The following is a 21,861-nucleotide window of genomic DNA, read 5'->3' as shown; positions in this document are numbered from 1 at the left end:
AATAATTACGTAGATAGTTCTCAAGTTTGTACCAGAATCATAAAGAAGACCAGTTAAACAGTCTTCGTGTAGCGCTCTGCCGAACGAATGGAGTCGGCAGAGCTAATTAAAAGAAATTATGAAAAATACAATAAACATCACAGGAAAAGAATTGATCGATTTAGGTTTTCGATCAGGAAAATGGTTTCCAGAAGCCATAGATTATATTAACGCAAACCAGTTGGAAGAAGAAGCTATGTTAGACTTCTTAGAGCAATATCGTTTACCACCTATGATCAACCTGCATTCTAACCCTGCAGAATTCGAAATAAATATAAAAGCCGAAAATGAATTGGAAGAGACCAATGTAACTAAAGTAGTGGAATCGATGAAAGTTTTGATGCGCACACCTACAACTGTCAATGGTGCTATAATGCCTGATGCGTGCCCAACTGGACCATTAGGTACAATACCCGTTGGTGGTGTTGTTGTAGCAAAGAATGCGATTCACCCAGGTATGCATAGTGCAGATATTTGTTGCTCTGTAATGTTGACCGATTTCGGAAAAACAGATCCAAAACTAGTTTTAGATGCCGCACATTCAATTACACATTTTGGACCAGGTGGTAGACCACGTGGTAAACAATATAAATTACCCCAAGAATTATTAGCTGAGTTCAAAGCAAATAAACTATTGAATACACCAAAGGACATAAGTCTTGCAATAGAACATTTAGGTACTCAAGGTGATGGCAATCACTTCTTATTTGTTGGTATTTCAGAAAAAACTGATAATACTATGATGATTACTCATCACGGTTCTAGAGCGCCAGGTGCAAGATTGTACAAAAAAGGAATGCACATTGCAGAACGATTTAGAAAAGATCTTTGCCCAGCTGCGTTAAAACAAAATGCATGGATTCCTTTTGAAACTGAAGAAGGACAATTATACTGGAGTGCGTTGCAGACGATAAGAAAATGGACCAAATTAAACCACGAATGTATTCACAATGCTACGTTAGCAGTTCTAGAAATGAAAGCTGAAGACAGATATTGGAATGAGCATAACTTTGTTTTTAAAGACGGAGATTTGTTTTACCATGCTAAAGGCGCTACACCCTTAGATCCTAAATTTATGCCTGATATTACCGGTCCAAGATTAATACCCTTGAATATGGCTGAACCTGTTTTGATTGTGGAAGGTAAAACAACCGTTAAGAACTTAGGTTTTGCCCCACACGGAGCTGGTAGAAATATGAGTAGAACACAACACAAAAGAAACAATGCAGATTTTACCAAAGAAGCCTTGTTCAATTTGGAAACGGAAGGATTAGATGTTCGTTTCTTTTCAAAAGAAATAGATATCTCTGAATTACCCAGCGCTTATAAAAATGCACAAACGGTTCGTTCTCAAATGGAAGAGTATGGCTTAGGAGAGATAATTGATAAAGTAATGCCCTATGGTTGCATTATGGCTGGAGATTTTCAGGTAAATGCTCCTTGGAGGAAGAAAAGAAGAGAGAAAGGAAAAATTTAAATAAAACAGAATATGGAAAACTTACAAAGGACCAGGAATATACTCTTTGAAGAAGTTGCTTTCCAAAAATTCCTTAAAGAAATAGAATTACAAAACGGAACTGCAATGTTAATTGGTGGGGCTGTTATAGATGAAATACAGGAATTAAAAATCAAAGATGTAGATATTGAAGTTTATGGTCTTTCTTATGTAGCACTTACCAATTTAATAGAGGGGCTAGATATTGATTGTAATATGGTTGGTAAATCTTTTGGTGTTATTAAAACAGTCATAGCCAATTTAGAAATCGATATATCTATTCCTAGAAGAGAAAATAAAGTGGGAATAGGTCATAAAGGATTTACCATTGAACTAGACGAAAATATGACTCCTAAAGAGGCAGGATTAAGAAGAGACCTTACCATCAATAGCATGTATCTAAACTTACATACCAAAGAATTGGTAGATCCTTTTAATGGACTCGTAGATTTGCAAAAAGGTATTCTTAGGGCTACCAACGAGCAAACCTTTATAGAAGATCCGCTACGGGTTCTTCGTATCATGCAGTTATTGCCGAGAAAAGGAAAATCGGTCGCTAAATCAACTTTGGCTCTTTGTCGAAAAATGGTAGATTCTTATTCAGAATTACCGGCAGAGCGCATTTTTGTAGAATGGGAAAAGCTTTTACTTAAAGCAGACCAACCCTCTATAGGATTAGAATTTTTAAGAGATTCTGGCTGGTTAAAGCATTTTCCTGAATTACAAAACTTAGTTGGATGCCCTCAAAATCCTGTATGGCATCCAGAAGGAGATGTTTGGGTACATACATGTATGGTTTTGGATAATGCTGCAAAATTAAGGGGTCATATTCCTGAGAAATGGAAATTGCCCTTTATGTTTGGTGCATTGTTACATGATGTAGGTAAACCCTCTACGACAACCCTAGAATTAACAGCTTATGGCCATGATGTTAAGGGAATGCCCTTGGCCGAAAATTTTTTAAAACGGATGACCAATAATAAAACTTTGATCCATAAGGTAACCACTATTGTTGGCTTACATATGAGACCTGGGCAATTATATGTATCTGGGGCAAAGGAGGCAGCCTGGAAAAGGTTACACAACAAATGTAGAATTGATATCTTGGGCTGGCAGAGCAAAGCTGATTCTGCTGGAAGAACTGGTAGAGATGTCATTTTAGACGAGCATAAAGTATCTGAAACCTGTTTTAACCTTTTTGAAAAATTTGGAGAGAATGAAATTAAACCTTTGATTTCAGGAAAAGATTTGATTGATCTAGGTTTAAAACCTTCCCAACAATTTGGGGTGATTTTAAGCAGTTGCTATGAAAAGCAATTGGATGGTAAAAGTAGAAAAGACCTCTTATATGATCTAATAAATCAGATTTAAGATAAAAATTGCATCTTTGCATCTTTGCATCAGTTCATTGAAATAGTTCTTTTGAAAATTTTGTGGGATATGCATGCCAATACTGGTCTGCATAACTTTTAAAATTTAAACTATGAATTGGAAAATTCAAAAATTACTTGATGGGGAAACCATCATTTCAAAAGAACCCGGTAATTCTATGTTACCATTATTAAAATCAAAACAACCAGTGCGCCTTGCGCCAATTAGTTGGGATGAATGTAATGTTGGTGATATTGTATTCTGTAAAGTACGTGGAAATGTATTTACACACCTTGTAAAAGGGAAGAATGATAAACGAGGTTTGTTAATTGGTAACAATCACGGTAGAATTAACGGATGGACAAAAAATGTGTATGGTAAAGTAATAGAGATATTATAGGCTCCATGCCACATTTTAATCTTTAAAATTTAAAAGTTAATTATAAATAAAATAGTACATGCTAAATCATTTTAATCACATACCGGACGCTGAAAAGCTAGGATTGCATCGAATTGATAGATAGATACTATTAAAAACAGATACATAACTAGAGCGTCCAAGAAATTGGACGCTTTTTTTATGCAATTTTTCTAGAGAATTCTAAAAATTCCAAAAGAATGTTATTTAAAAGCTAAGTATTTGAAAAACAGCAAATTGATTAATTGTGCTGTTATCCGTTAAACAACGGACAGGAATACCTATGTTAAATAAATAACATAACTAATTGATAGTCAATAAATTATATTTGTTTTTTCTTGTGTAATCTAAAAATACATTTTAGCTTTGCACCGCAATACAGCAACAAAATTTATTAACTGAAGTATATATGACTTTTTCAATCACATATCAGAATACACTTAAAGTACCAGGTGCTTTATTAGTGTCGCTTCAGGACTTCTACAATACATAAAGCTACTATAGCTAATGATAGAAAGTCCGAAGCCCTAAAGTTTCGGACTTTTTTTATGCTTATTAATTAAGGGCAAAACTTTCCGAGACATTTTATCAAATTAAGTATGGCTTTTCAAAGGTTGAACGGTCATTCTATTCTCTAAAATGAAATATCATGGGAAAGAAATTAAGTGGAAAAGACCTTATCAAATTAGGCTTTCCAAAGAACAATAGTATAAATATCACTTTAGGTCAAATCAATAGGTATCATAAAAGAGTAAAAAAAGAAAAGATATTAACTGAAGCCAAAAAAGTGTTGTTGCATCCTGAAAACTATAAGGGCGATGGTGTTTGGGGCAAGATTTCCGAAAGTTTATTAGACCCGGTTATAGTAAAAAAACAAGCCTTAAGTTCAGTACGAGCACCTTTTCATATCTATGGAGAAAATGAAATTGAAGAACAAGCAAAATACCAATTGTATGATGCTTTAAAGCTTCCGATTTCTGTTGCCGGGGCTTTAATGCCCGATGCCCATAGTGGTTATGGTTTGCCTATTGGGGGAGTTTTGGCTACCAAGAATACGGTAATTCCTTATGGGGTTGGTGTCGATATTGGTTGTCGAATGTGTTTGACTATTTATCCGATTCCGGTTTCATACCTTAAAGGAAAGAAGCACCAATTGGCTAATTTCCTTTCGGAACATACCAAATTTGGAATGCGGGAAACGCATCAGATAAAGCACGATCATGAAATCTTTGAGAGAGATGAGTTTAAAAATATCCCTCTCTTAAAAAGATTAAAAGATAAGGCATACAAACAATTGGGAACCTCAGGTGGCGGAAATCATTTCGTAGAATTTGGAACGGTTACTATTGCAGATAACCAAAATGAATGGGGTTTGAAAATTGGTGAATACTTAGGTGTGCTTTCTCATAGTGGCTCGCGAGGTCTAGGAGCCAACATTGCAAAACATTACACCTATTTGGCAACAAAGCAATGTCCTTTACCTAAGCATGTGCAACATTTAGCATGGTTAGATTTAAATACGCATGACGGACAAGAATATTGGTTAGCTATGAATTTAGCGGGAGATTATGCGAAAGCATGTCATGACGATATTCACGCAAGACTTGCTAAGCTTTTAGGCGAAAAGCCGGTGGCTAAAATCGAGAACCATCACAATTTTGCCTGGAAGCAAGAGGTAAATGGCGAAGAGTGTATTGTTCATAGAAAAGGAGCAATCCCAGCTGCCAAGGGCGAATTGGGTATTATTCCTGGCTCTATGACCGCACCGGGTTACATTGTTAGAGGTTTGGGAAATAAAGAGAGTTTAAACTCTGCTTCTCATGGTGCAGGAAGGCTTTTTTCAAGACGAAAGTGTAAACAAACTTTTACACGAAGTGATATTAAAAAGCAACTAGAATCAAATGAAGTAACCCTTATTGGTGGAGGTATTGATGAAGCGCCGATGGCTTACAAAGACATTAATAAAGTCATGGCAAATCAACAAGAACTAGTAGAAGTAATAGGAACCTTTACCCCTAAAATAGTAAGAATGGATAAGTAAACATTAGTGTTCAGTTGACAGTTGCAGCTAACAGTATTTGCTCAGCTGTCATCCTGAGCTTAGTCAAAGGCGTAGGAACACTAAAGTTTAACTTTTTATTAAAAAACATGGAAAAAATTATACAAATAACAGCAGGTAGAGGTCCAGCAGAATGTAGCTGGGTCGTTGCCCAAGTGCTTAAACGATTTTTGGAAGAAACCAAGATGAAAGGGTTTAAACATATCATACTACACCGAGAAAAAGGAAACCTAAATGGAACAGTTCAATCGGTGACTATTCGCTTAGCGGGAGAAAACCTTGAAGCCTTTTTGGCAACTTGGGTGGGAACCATTCAATGGATTGGTATCTCTACATTTCGAAAATACCATAAACGAAAAAACTGGTTTATTGGAGTTTTTGAATTGAAGCAAATGCAAACCTTGAAATTGGATAATAAGGACATCTCTTTTCAAACTATGCGAAGTACGGGTCCTGGTGGCCAAAATGTAAATAAAGTAAACTCGGCGGTGAGAGCAATTCATAACACAACTGGAGTTCAAGTAGTTGCAATGGATAGTAGATCACAACATCAAAACAAAAAATTAGCGATAGCTCGATTAAAAGAAAAAGTAAACGAAGTTAATCTAGCGCAGTTAAAAAATAGCATGATAGACGAATGGGAAAATCATATGAATTTGCAACGTGGGAACCCTATTCGTGTTTTTAAGGGCACGGACTTTAAACATCAAGAAGAGAAAAAAGGCTTTAAACCAAAACGGCAAAAGCTAAAAAACGATTTAAAACAACAAAAATGGGACTTACAATAGCCGACACCTATTACCTAAAGGCAAAAGCGGCATCTGGTTACGATTGGGACGAAGTTTGCGAATCACTCAACTATGCCTTGTCTTATGATGAAAACCATTGTGCTGCACTTTGTCTCTTAGGGAAAGTATATGCCGCAAACTTAAACCAATATGAAAAAGCTTTTGATTGCTTTGACAAAGTCATTACAATTGATAGTTATTATTTGGGTGTATATCCAATTTACGTAAAATACTTGATTTGGGTTGATGAAATTGAAAGGGCAAACAAACTAATTGCTTTTGCCCTTACTTTAAAAGGGATATCAAAAGGAAATTTATTTTGGCTTTCAGCGTATGCGTTAGAAACCAAGGAAGCATATAAAGATGCTTTAAAGTTTCTTAAAAAAGCTAAAAAGCATTCATACAATGACGATTACTTCTCTTTTATTGGGGATGAAGAAAATAGAATCAAAAAGAAATTGAAATTGGATAAATCCAAAGTAAAAAAGAAGAAAAAAAAATGATTTAAAACAAAATATTAATGAGTTAAAAATTCCACTAAACCTTGATTATAAATATCGAAATGAAAACTAAAGCTATTCATTTCGATATTTTTTTATTGCACCATTATTAGATGTTATATACACTTAGTACCTCAGAAAATAATGAAAAAAATAAATTTCACCATCACTTCGTAGCATTAACAATTGCTTCTGCAATCTCAGGATATACCCATTCTAACGTATTTCTATTGAAAATACCGAATTCATCGGCATTACCATTATCCCACCAAATAGGGCAAATACCGCGTTCGGCACAGAGGTTAGCATAATATTCAGCATGAGCTAAGCGGTCATTCTCGTTATCGGAAAAAGTGGAACCCCATTCGCCCATAACTATTGCCCTACTTTCGCTCTCGAACTTATTTTGAATGGTATTAAATTCTTGCGTTAACTGCGCCTTATCTTCCTGCGTACCCCAAGTTGGATCAGTACCTGCAAGACTGAACAAATAAGGAGAATAACTATGAATAGAAACAATTACATTTTCATCATTATTTGGAATTTGATAATCTTCTAAGGCATTTTCGGCAGTACTGGCCGCATAAGTAGAAACCATAATTTTACGAATGGCGTTGTTGCCACCTGTTGCACGAATTGCATCAACACTAACCTGATGATATTGATTTACAACATCTCGACCCTCGGTGGTACCTCCCTCCCATTCTTCCGGAGAACCTTCATGACGTGGTTCATTTAAAGTTTCAAAAATTACATGGTCTCCATGGGGTTTAAACCTGTTGGCTATCTGTGTCCACGTTTTTGTCAATCTATCTTTTACAGCAGGTGCTTGTTCATATGTAGGTATGATCCATTCATCATCATGATGAATATTAATGATAACATACATATCATTACTTAAAGCAAAATTTGCAATATTTTCTACCGTGTCTAACCAATCCGATTCTAAAATATAATCTGGCGCTGAACCAGTATGATATTGCCAAGTTACCGGCAACCTCAACGTTTTAAATCCCATGTTGGCAATCTCATCGATCATTGCCTTAGTTGTCAAAGGATTTCCCCATGCCGTCACGTCAACATCTTCAGTATCTAATGTATTTCCCAAATTCCAACCAGAACCCATGTCAAGTACAAATTCTTTCGGAGAGATTTCTCGCATAGTTCCATCAATGACTTCATCTGATCCGGAATCGTCACTAGGTATTTCTACGTTGTCTATTTCTTCTGGTGAACCATTATTTACTGGATTTTCTGAACTAGAGCAACCAGTTATAATAGCTACGATTAATAAAACAAAAACTAGGATTGTATTTTTCATTTGTACCTACTATTTAAAAACAAAAGGAGCAAGAATATTAATATACTTACATTTTGTTTTGGTGCGAAATGAAAGATAAGCAATTAAGTATAAAAACACGAGTCAAGACAAATTGCCCAATTCCATGAGATTTTTGGACTATTTATCAATTATAAATAACCCTAATGAACCCTCAGTGCAAATGACAAAGCGAAGGCTAACGCCTTTTCATTTTTTGTTTCCAATCGTTTACAAAAACAAAAGGATTTTGATAATCCTAATAAACCCTCAGTGCAAATAACAAAATAAAGGCTATCGCCTTTTCATTTTTTGTTTACAATCGTTTACAAAAACTATGTTTTTGACACTTTTGAAAACAAAAAATGAACTGTTCTCACAGTTCATTTTCTTATTCAGTCGGGATGACAGGATTTGAACCTGCGACCACTCGACCCCCAGCCGAGTGCGCTACCGGACTGCGCTACATCCCGAAAATTTCGATTGCAAAAATAGACAAGTTCTATTGATTAGATTCTATCTTTTACCAAAAATTGAAATACTATCTTAACGATACTATCCATTCTATCAGTAGATTGCTCCAACCCTTTAAATGCTCATCATGCAAACCTAATCCGAAACCGTGACCGCCTTTTGGGTAAATATGCATGGTTGCCGAAATATTTTTATCCTTAACAGCCTTATAAAACAACAAGCTATTTTCTACTGGTACCACCATATCATCGGTAGCATGAAGTAAAAATGTAGGTGGTGTTGACTCGGTTACTTGTTTTTCATTCGAAAAATAATCGACCAAGTCAATCGATGGGTGCTCCCCTATCAAATTCCTTTTAGACCCTTGGTGTGTCATTTCTCCAAAAGAAATTACCGGATACCCCAATGCCATAAAATCTGGTCGAGCATTTTCAGTATCAATTTCATCAACAGCTTTATACACCTTTTCGTTAAAATGTGTTCCTAAGGTTGATGCTAAATGTCCCCCAGCAGAGAAACCTATTATTCCTATTTTATCGGACTTCACATTAAACCGTTGCGCATTGCTACGAACTAACCGTATCGCTCTTTGTGCATCAATTAACGGTACGTACTTTTTATCTTTCTGAGAAACATCTGATGGCAAACGATATTTTACTACTATACCTGCAATACCCTTACTGTTCAAAAATTTTGCTATATCCGTACCTTCCCAATCATAGGCAAGTATACCATATCCGCCTCCTGGAAAAATCAGCACCGCTTCTCCAGTTGCATCTCGTTTTGATGGTAAATAGACTTCTATAATAGGTACCTGAACTTTACTAATCCGTAAAATTTCACTTTGTTCATGCACCTCCTTTTCTGAGCTTTTTAACTGATTAGGAATCTTATCTTCTGGCCATAAAGATATAATGGTATCTTGAGCAGAAACATAGCTCACTAATACTAAAAATAGCAATAATAGTCTGTTTTTCATATCATGTAATTTAACCTATTCACAGTCCCATTTAAAGTTAGCTATTGGGTCATGCGATGCTCCTTGCAAATTATAATGCCACCACTCGGTTCTTGTTGACCAAAACCCATATTTTTCCATGGTTTCCTTAAGTAACTTTCTATTATCTAAAATCTCTTGTGGTAAGTCAAAATTATCATGATAAGCACGTTTACCAAAGAAATCAAAATCTGATGGCATTTTCACTTCCTTACCATCTAAAGTAACCAAAGTAATGTCTACTGCTCCACCCTTATTGTGAATAGATCCTTTTACAGGATTAGCTACATACTGGGGATTAGGTACTATTTTCCACATTTTATATTGTACAGAATTAGGTCTGTAGCAGTCATAGAATTTTATCTTTACTCCGTGTCTTTTGAACTCTTCATTTGCCTTTAGCAAAGCCTTTACCGTTTTTGCCCTCGTATAGCATTCACCACAATCATATACCTGCTCTTTTAAGAAGTTGTTATCGGTGGCATATCTTAAATCATAAGCAAAGCCGTCACTATAGTCTGCTAATCGAACAAATGTAGTATCTGCAACACCTTCTAGGCTTTTAAACATAGGTTTTGCTACTGAGACTATTTTAACGGAATCGTTTACTAATTTTTTCTCTTCATTTTCTATTGATACCGTTTCTTTCTTAGAAGCTTCAGTTTTACAACCTAAAATAATCAGATTTAAAAGTAGAAGTGAAATAGTTATTTTTGGCAATATTGTCTTTTTCATTTATAATCGATTATGAATACAGAGCTTAATTTTTAGTAGCACCTATATGTATACAGAAAGTAAAAATAAGGATCAAAATTTATAATAAAGAATAAAATAAGAAACCCAATAATAATAACTCCAAAACATAAAAAACCTCCTATTTAATTAAAAATAGAAGGTTGCATTACACATTTTGGTTGTTGGTTTACTTTAAGGTTTTTAAATACACCAAGCTCTTTGGTACTTGGGTAACTACATTTTTAGATTCATCTTCTATAAACATATATTCAATTCCTAATTTTTTAGCTTCGGCAACTATGCCTGCAATATCTACCTGTCCCGTTCCTAGCACAACGTTAGTATCATCATCTTCATGACCTGTGTTATTACCTTCAATACCTTTTTCCATATCTTTTAAATGTAAAAGGGTAATTTTTTTAGGGTATTTCTTCATTAATGCCAATGGATCAGCACCTCCATGTTGCGCCCAGAATACATCAAGTTCAAATGTGAAATCTTTAGCATTCTGTGCCATATAGTCAAACAATGTTCCGCTTTTATAAGGTCTAAACTCATATCCATGCGGGTGATAAGCCAATACAAGTCCGTTATTCTTTAAAGTCTTTCCTGCCTGGTTAAATACCTCAGTGGCGTGTTTAGTTTCTTCTAAATCCCATTTATTATCATCGTGAGGTACCCATGCACACATTACATACTTTGCTCCAAAATCCTTAGCGTTTTTAATGACCTTTTCAACATCATTTTCCAAGTCACCAAACTCGGCACCAACACTTACCATTTCTAAATCGTTTTCAGATAGTAAGGCTTTAAAATCTTCCAACGGCATATCGTAAGTACCACCACCTTCAATTTTGGTAATTCCCCATTCATTAATCAATCCTAGGGTGTTGGACACATCCATTTTAAATTGATTTCTTAGGCTATATAATTGAATGCCTACTTCTTGGGCTTGAGTTGAAAAACCACTAACCAAAAGGATAGTGGTGATCATTATTTTTTTTATCATTTATGATACTATTTACGTAAGTAAATTTCCTTCGTCATCCCATTCAGCAATAACATTACGTTGACTTTGGTCGACGCATTTAGCTATCCATTCCGGGTCATAGGCTACACCATGTTGGTCAAGTACATCTTGTGGTACACCATCCCAAACGTTAGGTGAATTTCCTTTATAGCCCAAATCCGCTATTCCTACTTTAGAGGTATAATAACCTGTTACGGTTAAACCTCGCATAGTATAGAAAAATTGAATTTCCAAAGGTTGCTCGCTTAATGGCTTTTCAGTATCATGCCAGCAAATTTCATCACAAATTTGTTTTTTCTGCTCTAAAGTAGCAGACTTAAATTCAGTACCGAACTCAGTATTACTTTTATGATCCAACCACATTAAACCACCTAATAAAGTAGGTGCCATTTCTGGAATATCCTTACCCATAAATTCAACAAGTTCTGGCACTTCTGCTTCTATAGGACCGCCATGAGGTGCCTTTGGAGGTAATATAACAACACTTAAAGCTGCTATGGTTTCCATTTCATGCTCGTTAAATAATTGCTCGGCGTTCAATTTTTCAATACGATCTAGCTCTGCCGGTGTTCTTCCAAAATACTTTTCACTAGTTGTTGCAATGGCTTCATCTACTGTTTCGCCATTTTCAGTCTTACAGGAATTGAAGACCAGACCAGAGGTTGCCGCGGCACCACCAAGTATTAAAGTTTGTAAACTCTTTCTTCTATCCATCGTTTAAATATTTTGTGCCTTTAATTGTTCAATGATATAATCAGATGCTCTCCAAGAAAGTGCCATAATCGTCCAAGTACAGTTTTTATCTGCCTGAGATACAAATACACCTGCATCTACAATAAATACATTGTCTGCATCATGTAACTGCTGAAACTTATTGGTTACCGACGTTTTTGGGTCATCACCCATTCTCGTAGTACCAACCTCATGTATAATCTCTCCTGGTTTATGTAGACCGTAATCTTGATCTTTACCTGGTTTTTCACCTAAGTAATGACCGCCCATGTTATGAATGATCTCTTCAAAAGTATCATGCATATGTCTTGCTTGGTTTTTTTCGTATTGAGACCATTTATAGTTGAATTTCAATACCGGAATACCGTATTCATCTACCGTAGTAGGGTCTATTTCACAATAATTATCTTTCATTGCCAAACCTTCTCCACGACCACCAAAACCTATTACGGAACCGTAATATTTTTTAACATCGTCACGTAGACTTTCTCCGTATCCGCCAGATTTCAACCCAAAGTATTTGTTCATTGCATTTGGGTCCCAACCAAAACCGTAGTTTGGCTGACTCATACCTCCCCAAACTTCAATATGATATCCTCTTGGGAAATCAAGTTTAGAGTTGTCTCCCCACCAAGGTGAGTATACATGCATACCCCCTACACCATCTTCATTATAAGAGGTTTTTCTATTCATTAAGCCTGGGATTACACCTGCGGCACTTGCTCCTGTAGAATCGTGTAAATAACGACCAACAAGGTTACTACTATTTCCTAATCCATTAGGGTGTTGTTTACTTTTAGAGTTTAAAAGTATACGTGCAGAACTACATGCAGAAGCTGCTAGTATTACTACCTTTGCTTTAAGCTTGTATTCTTTTCTATCCTCTTTATTGATGTACGATACACCTGTAGCTTTACCTTCTTCATTTGTTGTAACCTCACGAACCATTGAGTTCACGAACAACTTCACCTGTCCACCACTTTTTTGAGCAGGAAAAATCAAACAACTACCTGCTGAGAAATCAGCATATATTTGACATGATCTTCCACATTGTCCACAGTAGAAACAAACGCCACGATCTTCGTTGATTCTTTTCGTTAACATAGAAAGTCTACCAGGTATAACCGGTATGTTAGACTTCTTTGCCCCGTTGATATAAAATAACTCGTGCAATCTTGGTTTCGGGGGAGGAAGAAAGAATCCGTCAGGATCATTTTCTCTACCTTCATTAGTGCCAAAAACACCAATTAACTTATCTAGTTTATCATAATATGGTTTAACATCTTCATATCCTATTGGCCAGTCATCTCCATGACCGTCACGGGTTTTTCCTTTAAAATCTTTAGGTCCAAAACGTAAAGAAATACGCCCCCAGTGATTTGTTCGTCCTCCAAGCATTCGTGCACGCCACCACTTAAATTCAGTTCCTTCTGCATGTGTATATGGCTCTCCTTCTACTTCCCAATCTCCCCATGACATATCCCATTCACCAAAAGCTCTATCTGTACCTGCTCCCCTTCTTGGAGAATCATACGGTTGTTTTAATTGCGTCATGGTCTTAGGATCAGCTGGATCAAAAAATGGACCCGCTTCTACAACAGCAACATTTAAACCTGCATCTGCCAATTGTTTGGTAGCCATACCACCACCGGCTCCTGAACCTACGATGATTACATCAAAAATTTCTGAGGATTCTTTTATTTGCATAATTTGAGATTAGTTGATGACTACAATTTAACTATTAAATAAAATAAGAACCCGTGTTTTTAGCTGAATAACATTCGTTATTGGACGGACGGATAGTTTTTAAGCTCTTTAGTACTTATTCTACCATTTGACTACTTACTGGTAAAAGTTGAAGCAGGTAAACCTGCCTTATTGAATAAGGTAGCTATATCAGTACTTTTCCAAGCATACCTTACCGCACTTGGCTTTTTAACTTCTTTAGCACTGACGACAACAGTCCCATCTTTCAGTTTAGCCTTCGCTGGATACCATTCGCCTCTATCATTTGAAATTTCAAAAAGAGTGATTTTTTTACTTTTATTATATAAACCATCGGCATGACTAAAATGAACTATTATCTGATTACCATTAATTTCTGAACTTTGATAAAGTGGTCCATATACTTCTTCATCTTGCAACACACCAAAATGATTTTTAAGTGCAATATTTGCTAGTCGCAGACCTACATCTTGCTTGTTTAAAGGATGAATATCTTCTGTTGTACAGATATCACTTGTCATTGCCATACCAGTATTCTCTAGTGCTAAAGTTCTTCTTTGCTGATCTCTAACTATACCTCCAGCAAATTCTTGGTCATACTTAAATGGCGCTATTTGAGCATAATAAAATGGAAAATCATCTTTCCATTCCTTTCGCCAAGATGTAATCATATTGGTAAAAAGCTCTTGATAGTTTTCGGCATTTGGCGTGTTAGCTTCACCTTGATAATAAATAGTACCACCAATTTTAAACTTAGTTAACGGTGCCACCATACCATTGAACAAAGATGATTTCTGTACCGTTACCCATTTATTTGGTTCTACTTTTTTGTGCGCTTCTACCAATTCAGGGTGTGCTTTAAAAACAGATTCTGGTGTCCACACTTCTGCGCTAGATGCTCCCCATGCGTTATCTATTAGTCCGATCGGAATGTTTAATTCTTCTTGCACCTTTCTTGCGAAAAAATAGGCAACCGCACTAAAATCTTGCATGGTTTCAGAAGTACATGCTTTCCATGTGCCGCTTACATCCTCTTGCGGATAATCGGCTGTTCTCTTTGCTACAGTAAACAGTCTAATATTTGGATAGTCTGCATTTTCAACTTCAAAATCCCTATTCGCTATTTTGCTGTTTGCACTCCACTCCATATTACTTTGCCCAGAACAAAGCCAAACTTCGCCTATCAAAACATCTTGTAAAATAATTTCATTATTCTTCCCCGTAAAGCTTATTGTAAAAGGACCACCAGCTTCTGGAGTTTTTACGGTGATTTCCCATTTTGCATTGTTACCAGTTTTTACTTGAACCGTCTCATCGTTCCAACTCGTATAAATGGCAAATTCTTCGTTGGGATCTGCCCAGCCATACAACAACACATTGCTCTCGCGTTGCAAGACCATTTCATTAGAAAATATTTTGGGTAGTGTAATTTCTGCTTTTGCAAAGGTGGTAGCCACCATGCACAGCAATATCAGGGCAAAACGTATATTCATTGGATTGGTTATAATTTTGATTTAAATATACTTAAATATGTTTCATATTAACAAATTCATAATCATTCAATATTATTTTTAAAGTATTTGCTATCTTAAGTACTTTATTTGTGATGTTCATAATCTATTTAAACTCAAGTTGTCATGACAAACCAACCTCTATCTATTAAGAGAAGAAATTTTATAAAAATAGCATCTGCATCTTTACTTTTTACTTCTTTGCCATCTTACGCCAGCAATTTTTTTGAAAATGAACAACCTAAAAAAGTAGCCCTCATAGGTACTGGTTGGTATGGCACTGGTGATTTATTACGTCTTATTCAAATAGCGAATGTAGAAGTAGTTTCATTGTGTGATGTTGATAGTCAACAGTTAAACATAGCTGCCCAATTAGTATCTGAACGACAGAAGAATGGTAAAAAACCAAAACTATTTTCTGATTATAGAACCATGTTGCAAAGTGAAAAATTAGATATTGTTCTTATAGGTACACCTGATCATTGGCACGCTTTAACTTGTATTGCAGCTATAAAACCTGGGGCTCATGTATATGTTCAAAAGCCTACCAGCATTGATGTTATAGAAGGTAAAGCAATGGTTGCCGCAGCAAGAAAATACAATAAGGTAGTACAAGTAGGTACCCAACGAAAAAGTACGCCACATCTAATAGCCGCTAAAAAACAAATTATTGATACAGGACTACTAGGTACCATTGGTCATGTAGATATGTGCTGCTATTACCACATGAGAGCCAACGGTAATCCACCGGAACAAGAGGTGCCTGATTTCTTTGATTATGAAATGTGGACGGGTCCTGCACCTATGAGACCTTATGACGGATTACCGCATAAAAGATGGTGGCGAACATTTCGAGAGTATGGAAACGGAATTACAGGAGATATGTGTGTACATATGCTAGATACGGTTCGTTGGATGCTTGATTTAGGATGGCCCAAACGAATAAGCTCTGAAGGAGGAATTTATGTACAGAAAGAAGGCAAATCTAACATATCTGATACACAATCAGTCGAATTTGAATATGACGGACTCAACTGTAACTGGCAACATAGAACTTGGGGAAATCCCGATGACCCAGAGTACCCTTGGGCCTTTAAAATATATGGAGAAAAAGGAGTACTTAAGGGCGATGTCATGAAAGCCGAATTTGTACCCGTTGATGGTAGCGACAGTATTCGTTTTAATGTACTTTATGAAAAAGAAAAATATAGGGAAGACCTTACAGAAAAAGATTTAGAACTACATGCCGCACCAGCAACGCGTAGGCATATGATAGATTTCTTAAATGCAATTAAAAACAATACAAAACCTGTTGCGGATATTGAACAAGGGCACATTTCATCTGCCAGCTGTATTTTGGCTAATTTATCGATGGATTTAAAAAGACCTTTAACCTATGATCCTAAAAGTAGAACGGTTTTGAACGACCCTGAAGCTACCGCACTTTTGCAACGAGAATATCGTGGACCGTGGAAACATCCGCACCCAGATACCGTATAAATTTATTGTAATTTTTTAGTAGAATCACGTACCAGCAAGCTGGTCTTTACTGTTTTAGTTTCATAAGGTAAACCAGGATTCTTAATTCTATTAATTAACAATTTAGCGGTTTGCTCACCAATATACTTACCATGCTGACTAACCATTGTCAATGACGGAGTTACATATTTAGATAACTGCCCGTTTGTAAACCCAATTATAGAAATATCATTGGGTACATTGTAGCCTCTTGCCTTTACAACTTCTAAGACTTGAACAGCAATTAGTTCATCAATTCCTATAATACCTTCAATTGTTTTATAATTTAATAAAAATGACATCAGCAGATCAAGATCATCTTTGACCGTGAGATTTATAATTAATTTAGGATCAAACGGAATATCAAATTCATCCAATGCTTTTTTATAGCCTTGCAGTCTCAATTTACCTACGCTTGAGCTTGAAATAGGATTTACCACAGCTATATTTTGACAGCCAATGTTTATGAGGTACTTGGTGATTTTATAACCAGCCTCAAGATCATCTACAACCACCTTATCGCATTGCACATTTTCTGACACCCTATCAAAAAGTACTACGGGTATATCATTATTAATAACATCTATCAACGCATCATGCTGATCCTCATTCTGGCTTTCTTCCGCAAGAGACATTATAACTCCATCTACCGTACCTGCATCAAAAAATTCAAGTGTTTTCGTTTCTTTTGCTTTAGACTCGTTACTAATACAACTAATAATATTATAACCACTCTCATTTGCAACCTTCTCTATACCATAAAGAACCTGAACAAAGAAGTAGTTTAAAATATTAGGTACAACAACGCCAATAGTCTTAGTGCTTTTATTCAACAAATTAAGAGCCAACCTATTGGGTTTGTAATGTTTCTCTTTGGCGTATGTTTGAATTTTCACCTTTAGGTCGTTGCTAATCTCATGACTATCGTTTATCGCTTTAGAAACGGTAGAGATAGAAACACCAAAATGCCCGGCAATATCCTTTAAGGTTACTTTTTTCATAATATATACTGCAAAAGAACAGATTTAATTTGACATTTAAATTATCCGTAAAAAGCAAAATGTCCCTAAGGTCAAAACCTAGGGACATTTAAATTTAATTTTATAACTATAAGTACCCAAAAAGCTACTATGCTAAAACGCTTAATGGGCAAAAATGCTTATATGTATTGATTGATGATATTCTCAAACAATTCTTGCTTACCACTCTGTAACTCCAACTCACCATTTTCTTTAGCAATGTTGTAAAGATCTTTCATATCTAACTTACCGTTTTCAAAATCTTTTCCTTTGCCTGAATCAAAAGAACTGTATCTATTTTCACGCAACTTGTTGTAAGATGAGGATTCTATAATCTTATCTGCAGTAATCAATGCTCTTGCAAAAGTATCTGCACCACCAATATGTGCATGGAACACATCTTCCAAATCCGTACTATTTCTTCTTATTTTGGCATCAAAATTTACACCACCACCTTGTAAACCACCAGCTGCCAAGAATACCAACATTGCTTCTGTTGTTTCTTGAATATTGTTAGGGAACTGATCGGTATCCCATCCATTTTGGTAATCTCCTCTGTTAGCATCCATACTACCTAACATACCTGCTTTTGCGGCAACAGCAATTTCATGCTGAAAAGTATGTTGCGCCAATGTAGCGTGATTAACTTCGATATTCATTTTAAAATCATTCTCTAGACCATATTCTTTCAAGAACCCAATGGCTGTTGCACAATCAAAATCGTACTGATGTTTCATTGGCTCCATTGGTTTTGGCTCAATAAAGAAATTTCCTTTAAACCCTTGGCTACGTGCATAGTCTCTTGCCATAGTCAAAAACTGCCCCATATGGTCAACTTCACGACTTAGGTCTGTATTCAATAGTGACATATAACCTTCTCTACCACCCCAAAAAACATAGTTCTCACCACCTAAGGCAATGGTAGCATCTAAAGCCAATTTAATTTGACCACCTGCTCTTGCCAATACATTAAAATCAGGATTGGTAGATGCACCGTTCATATATCTTGGGTTTGAGAAACAGTTAGCCGTACCCCACAATAATTTCTTGCCTGATTCTTTTTGCTTCTCTTTTAGGTACTCTGTGATTGTTGCCAATCTCTTTTCTGACTCTGCAAATGTTGCTGCTTCTTCAATTAAATCGAAATCATGAAAACAGTAGTAATCAAATCCTATTTTATCAAAAAATTCAAAAGCAGCATCTGCCTTGTCTTTAGCCGCTTGTACCGCATCAGATGATTTATCCCACTCAAAATTCTGTGTACCAGGTCCAAATGGATCTGAACCTTCACCACAGAAGGTATGCCAGTAAGCTGTTGAAAACTTAAAGTGCTCCTTCATTGTTTTACCCGCAACAACTTGATCTGGATTGTAGTATTTAAAAGCTAACGGATTGTCAGATTCCTTGCCTTCAAATTTAATTTTGTCTATTCCTTTAAAATATTCCTTGTTTGCCATTATGTTGATTTATTTGTTGTTCAATGTCAATTCTAATTCTTTCTTCCAAGTAGCGTAGGCTTCTTGGTATGCTATTTTATCTTTTTTAGGACTGAAGGTCATTACATAATCATTATCTAATATTGCCTTACCAAAAGCTTCAAAATCGCCCTTATGTAAATTTGCCGCTCTAGCCGCTCCAATTGCACCAGTAGTATTATAAATCTCAATATCATACCCTATTAAAGTTGCGACTGTATTCGAAAAGATTTCTGAACGAAAAAGGTTATCATTACCAGCACGCATTACATTCACTTTTATACCATCAGACTCCATGATTTCCATTCCGTAAACAAAAGAAAAAGCAATGCCTTCTAGCGCTGCGCGACATAAATGCCCTTTACCGTGATTATTTAAATTTAAATTGAGAATTCTTGTACCTACTTCTTTACTTTTTAGCATTCTTTCTGCCCCATTGCCAAACGGAATTATAGCTACACCATCTGACCCAATGGAAACCTCATCTGCTAACGAATTCATTTCTTCATACGAGTCTACATCGAGGTTATTTAACAACCAACGGTATTGAATTCCTGCGCCATTAATGCAAAGCAACTTGCCAATTCTAGCCGGTTTTCCCTTTGAATAATTTACATGTGCAAAGTTGTTTACCCGAGAGCTTTCTTTTACTGAAAGATTATCTGTTACTGCATAAACAACGCCAGATGTACCACCTGTTGCCGCAACTTCTCCAGGGTTAAACACATTTAATGTCAATGCATTATTTGGCTGGTCTCCTGCCCTATATAATATTGGGGTATCTATTGAAAGTCCGCTTTCAGCTGCTCCTTTTTCATTTACTTTAGATTGTACAGAAAAAGTATCTACAATATCCGGTATCATATCTTTTTCCAATCCGTAATACTCCAGTACTAAATCGGCTATACTGTCTTTTTTGAAATCCCAAAAAATACCTTCAGATAAACCTGAAACCGTAGTATTTGCTACTCCTGATAATTTATAGGCAATGTAATCACCCGGAAGCATCATTTTATAAATTTGAGCGTAAATGTCAGGTTCGTTTTCCTTCACCCATTTTAGCTTAGATGCCGTGAAGTTTGATGGTGAATTTAATAGATGGGTGTCGCAAGTATCCGACCCTATTTCTTCGTAGGCTTGCTGACCAATGCCAACAGCTCTACTGTCACACCAAATGATAGATTTTCTAAGGGAATCACCTTCTTTATCAATGAGCACTAGACCGTGCATTTGATAAGATATACCAATGCCTGATATATCTTTTTGATTAATATTTTCTTGTTTGCATATCTTGTCAATGCCACTACAAACATAGCTCCACCAATCTTCCGGATGCTGTTCTGCCCAGCCATTTTTCACAGCCTCCATTGACATTTCTGTCTCAGGTTCTGTAACCACCCCAACGCTTTTTCCTGTTGAGGCATTTACTAAGGCAATCTTAATAGATGAACTACCGATATCTAATCCTAAATGGTACATAAATAGTATAAATTGGTTTGCTGTAATAAGTTAAACCAAAAATAGTTACTATGATGACCATTCAATATTTACACAACGAAAAATTATCATAGTTCAATTTTTTAAAAATATCAAAACAAAAACCTGAAACTATAAAGTTTTGAAAATGAAATTGTTATATATTAAATTGAAAACAACTTATTTTCGAAAGGGTTTTCGTACTACCCTTAATATCAATACATAAGAATTCATTTTTTAATACTGTTCTAGTTGATTTTGTAATTGTTCTAACTTTGAAAGTGCCTCTGATTTTGAGTTTACATCTAGCTTCAAATAAATATTCTGAATGTGAAAATTTACGGCACTAGGCGTAACAAATAATTTTTTTGCAATCATTTTATAAGTAGCACCTTGACATAGAAAATCTACAATTTGATTCTCTCTTTCTGAGAAAAAAGCAAAGGTCTTTCTATGAAAATTACTTATAATTTTCTTTACGATATCATTACTCATTGCCGCACCTTCTTTTTCCATACTACGTAAAGCGTGCTCTAACTTGTCTAAGGTCAATGGTTTGGTCAAATACCCATTAGCTCCTTTTTTGAAAGCATTTTTTATAACGTCGAAATCATTGATCTCACTGAACATTATAATTTTAACTTCCCAATCTTTTTTCTTGAAAAGTTTAATGGCATCTACCCCGTTCATATCATCTAAATCTATCTCAGATAATACAATTTCAGGTTTAGTAAACTTATAATCTTTAATGGCTTCTTTTGCTGATGTGTAGCAGCCTACCACTTCGTAGCCATCTATATCTTCGAAGTGATTTTTATACACAGAATGTAATGAACTATCTTTTTCCAAAACAATTATTCTAATACTTGAATTCTTCATAATCTCCATAGTTTTTTAAAGCTATCATTCTTATTTAGAATAATAACTAAAATTAGTTTTTAGTAATTTCAATAACCTTTTGAAAGGCTCGAATAACTAGACAATAGCTATGTTATATGCACCAATAGCGTATACTATTAGTTCAATTTTACATTAAAAATTGACAAATGATGTCTAGAAGAACAGTCAAAACTTTGACTATACTTCACTATTGTTCAGTTAAAAATTAAATCAAAAAACGGATATCCGTTAATGAATTAATTCATAAAACTGAGGCGCTTGCCAAACTTTGGATTAATGAG

At 35.7% G+C, this 21,861-nt stretch carries 18 protein-coding genes and 1 tRNA gene; 7 read left to right on the top strand and 12 right to left on the bottom strand.

Annotated elements, in window-relative coordinates; all coding sequences use genetic code 11:
* The first annotated feature begins 118 nt into the window (after positions 1-118).
* From ABJI11_RS04130 to ABJI11_RS04105, 6 genes are all read left to right on the top strand, one after another.
* Positions 119-1,516 carry an RtcB family protein gene (locus tag ABJI11_RS04130; RefSeq protein WP_348349678.1) on the top strand — a complete coding sequence of 466 codons (1,398 nt, stop codon included), beginning with the start codon at positions 119-121 and terminating at the stop codon, positions 1,514-1,516.
* Positions 1,517-1,528: 12 nt separating this feature from the next.
* Complete coding sequence (locus ABJI11_RS04125; RefSeq protein ID WP_348349676.1) at positions 1,529-2,905, top strand: hypothetical protein; 1,377 nt, start codon at positions 1,529-1,531, stop codon at positions 2,903-2,905.
* A 112-nt stretch (positions 2,906-3,017) separates the two neighbouring features.
* Complete coding sequence (locus tag ABJI11_RS04120; RefSeq protein WP_036155506.1) at positions 3,018-3,305, top strand: hypothetical protein; 288 nt, start codon at positions 3,018-3,020, stop codon at positions 3,303-3,305.
* Between the two features lie 667 nt (positions 3,306-3,972).
* Positions 3,973-5,364, top strand: a complete 1,392-nt coding sequence (locus tag ABJI11_RS04115) for an RtcB family protein (protein ID WP_348349673.1) — start codon at positions 3,973-3,975, stop codon at positions 5,362-5,364.
* A gap of 107 nt (positions 5,365-5,471) precedes the next feature.
* Entirely contained in the window at positions 5,472-6,170 is a 699-nt protein-coding gene (gene prfH / locus ABJI11_RS04110) for a peptide chain release factor H (protein ID WP_348349671.1), read from the top strand.
* Positions 6,155-6,673 (top strand): hypothetical protein, encoded by a 519-nt coding sequence (locus ABJI11_RS04105; RefSeq protein WP_348349669.1) that lies wholly within the window; start codon positions 6,155-6,157, stop codon positions 6,671-6,673. The genes prfH and ABJI11_RS04105 overlap by 16 nt, the downstream gene beginning before the upstream one ends.
* Before the next feature lie 163 nt (positions 6,674-6,836).
* On the opposite strand, the gene ABJI11_RS04100 is transcribed toward ABJI11_RS04105, so the two are convergent.
* The 8 genes from ABJI11_RS04100 to ABJI11_RS04065 form a co-directional block, all read right to left on the bottom strand.
* Positions 6,837-7,991 carry a glycoside hydrolase family 5 protein gene (locus tag ABJI11_RS04100; RefSeq protein ID WP_348349667.1) on the bottom strand — a complete coding sequence of 385 codons (1,155 nt, stop codon included), beginning with the start codon at positions 7,989-7,991 and terminating at the stop codon, positions 6,837-6,839.
* A gap of 396 nt (positions 7,992-8,387) precedes the next feature.
* Positions 8,388-8,461 (bottom strand) — tRNA-Pro (locus tag ABJI11_RS04095).
* A gap of 68 nt (positions 8,462-8,529) precedes the next feature.
* Positions 8,530-9,441, bottom strand: a complete 912-nt coding sequence (locus tag ABJI11_RS04090; RefSeq protein ID WP_348349665.1) for an alpha/beta hydrolase — start codon at positions 9,439-9,441, stop codon at positions 8,530-8,532.
* Positions 9,442-9,456: 15 nt separating this feature from the next.
* Complete coding sequence (locus tag ABJI11_RS04085; RefSeq protein ID WP_348349663.1) at positions 9,457-10,194, bottom strand: M15 family metallopeptidase; 738 nt, start codon at positions 10,192-10,194, stop codon at positions 9,457-9,459.
* Between the two features lie 187 nt (positions 10,195-10,381).
* Complete coding sequence (locus ABJI11_RS04080) at positions 10,382-11,203, bottom strand: sugar phosphate isomerase/epimerase (RefSeq protein WP_348349661.1); 822 nt, start codon at positions 11,201-11,203, stop codon at positions 10,382-10,384.
* A gap of 12 nt (positions 11,204-11,215) precedes the next feature.
* Positions 11,216-11,938, bottom strand: coding sequence for a gluconate 2-dehydrogenase subunit 3 family protein (locus ABJI11_RS04075; RefSeq protein ID WP_348349659.1), 723 nt, complete (start codon positions 11,936-11,938; stop codon positions 11,216-11,218).
* A 3-nt stretch (positions 11,939-11,941) separates the two neighbouring features.
* Complete coding sequence (locus ABJI11_RS04070) at positions 11,942-13,663, bottom strand: GMC family oxidoreductase (RefSeq protein WP_348349657.1); 1,722 nt, start codon at positions 13,661-13,663, stop codon at positions 11,942-11,944.
* 131 nt (positions 13,664-13,794) lie between these two features.
* Positions 13,795-15,174, bottom strand: a complete 1,380-nt coding sequence (locus tag ABJI11_RS04065) for a sialate O-acetylesterase (RefSeq protein WP_348349655.1) — start codon at positions 15,172-15,174, stop codon at positions 13,795-13,797.
* A gap of 144 nt (positions 15,175-15,318) precedes the next feature.
* Here ABJI11_RS04065 and ABJI11_RS04060 point away from each other — a divergent pair, with 144 nt between their 5' ends.
* The gene (locus ABJI11_RS04060) at positions 15,319-16,692 is read left to right on the top strand and encodes a Gfo/Idh/MocA family oxidoreductase (protein WP_348349653.1); all 1,374 of its coding nucleotides are present in this window, start codon (positions 15,319-15,321) and stop codon (positions 16,690-16,692) included.
* A 2-nt stretch (positions 16,693-16,694) separates the two neighbouring features.
* Here ABJI11_RS04060 and ABJI11_RS04055 read toward each other — a convergent pair whose 3' ends face one another.
* From ABJI11_RS04055 to ABJI11_RS04040, 4 genes are all read right to left on the bottom strand, one after another.
* On the bottom strand, positions 16,695-17,711 hold the full coding sequence (locus ABJI11_RS04055) for a LacI family DNA-binding transcriptional regulator (protein WP_348349651.1): 1,017 nt from the start codon (positions 17,709-17,711) through the stop codon (positions 16,695-16,697).
* 158 nt (positions 17,712-17,869) lie between these two features.
* Positions 17,870-19,195: a xylose isomerase gene (xylA, locus tag ABJI11_RS04050; protein WP_348349734.1), complete on the bottom strand. Its 1,326-nt coding sequence runs from the start codon at positions 19,193-19,195 to the stop codon at positions 17,870-17,872.
* Positions 19,196-20,683, bottom strand: a complete 1,488-nt coding sequence (locus ABJI11_RS04045) for an FGGY family carbohydrate kinase (RefSeq protein ID WP_348349649.1) — start codon at positions 20,681-20,683, stop codon at positions 19,196-19,198.
* Between the two features lie 234 nt (positions 20,684-20,917).
* Entirely contained in the window at positions 20,918-21,559 is a 642-nt protein-coding gene (locus ABJI11_RS04040; protein ID WP_348349647.1) for a response regulator transcription factor, read from the bottom strand.
* Between the last annotated feature and the right edge of the window lie 302 nt (positions 21,560-21,861).

Origin of the sequence: Maribacter sp. (assembly GCF_039968975.1) — a bacterium.
Lineage (GTDB): Bacteria > Bacteroidota > Bacteroidia > Flavobacteriales > Flavobacteriaceae > Maribacter.
Note: the sequence above shows the minus strand (reverse complement) of the source record. Positions and strands in the feature narration are given on the sequence as shown.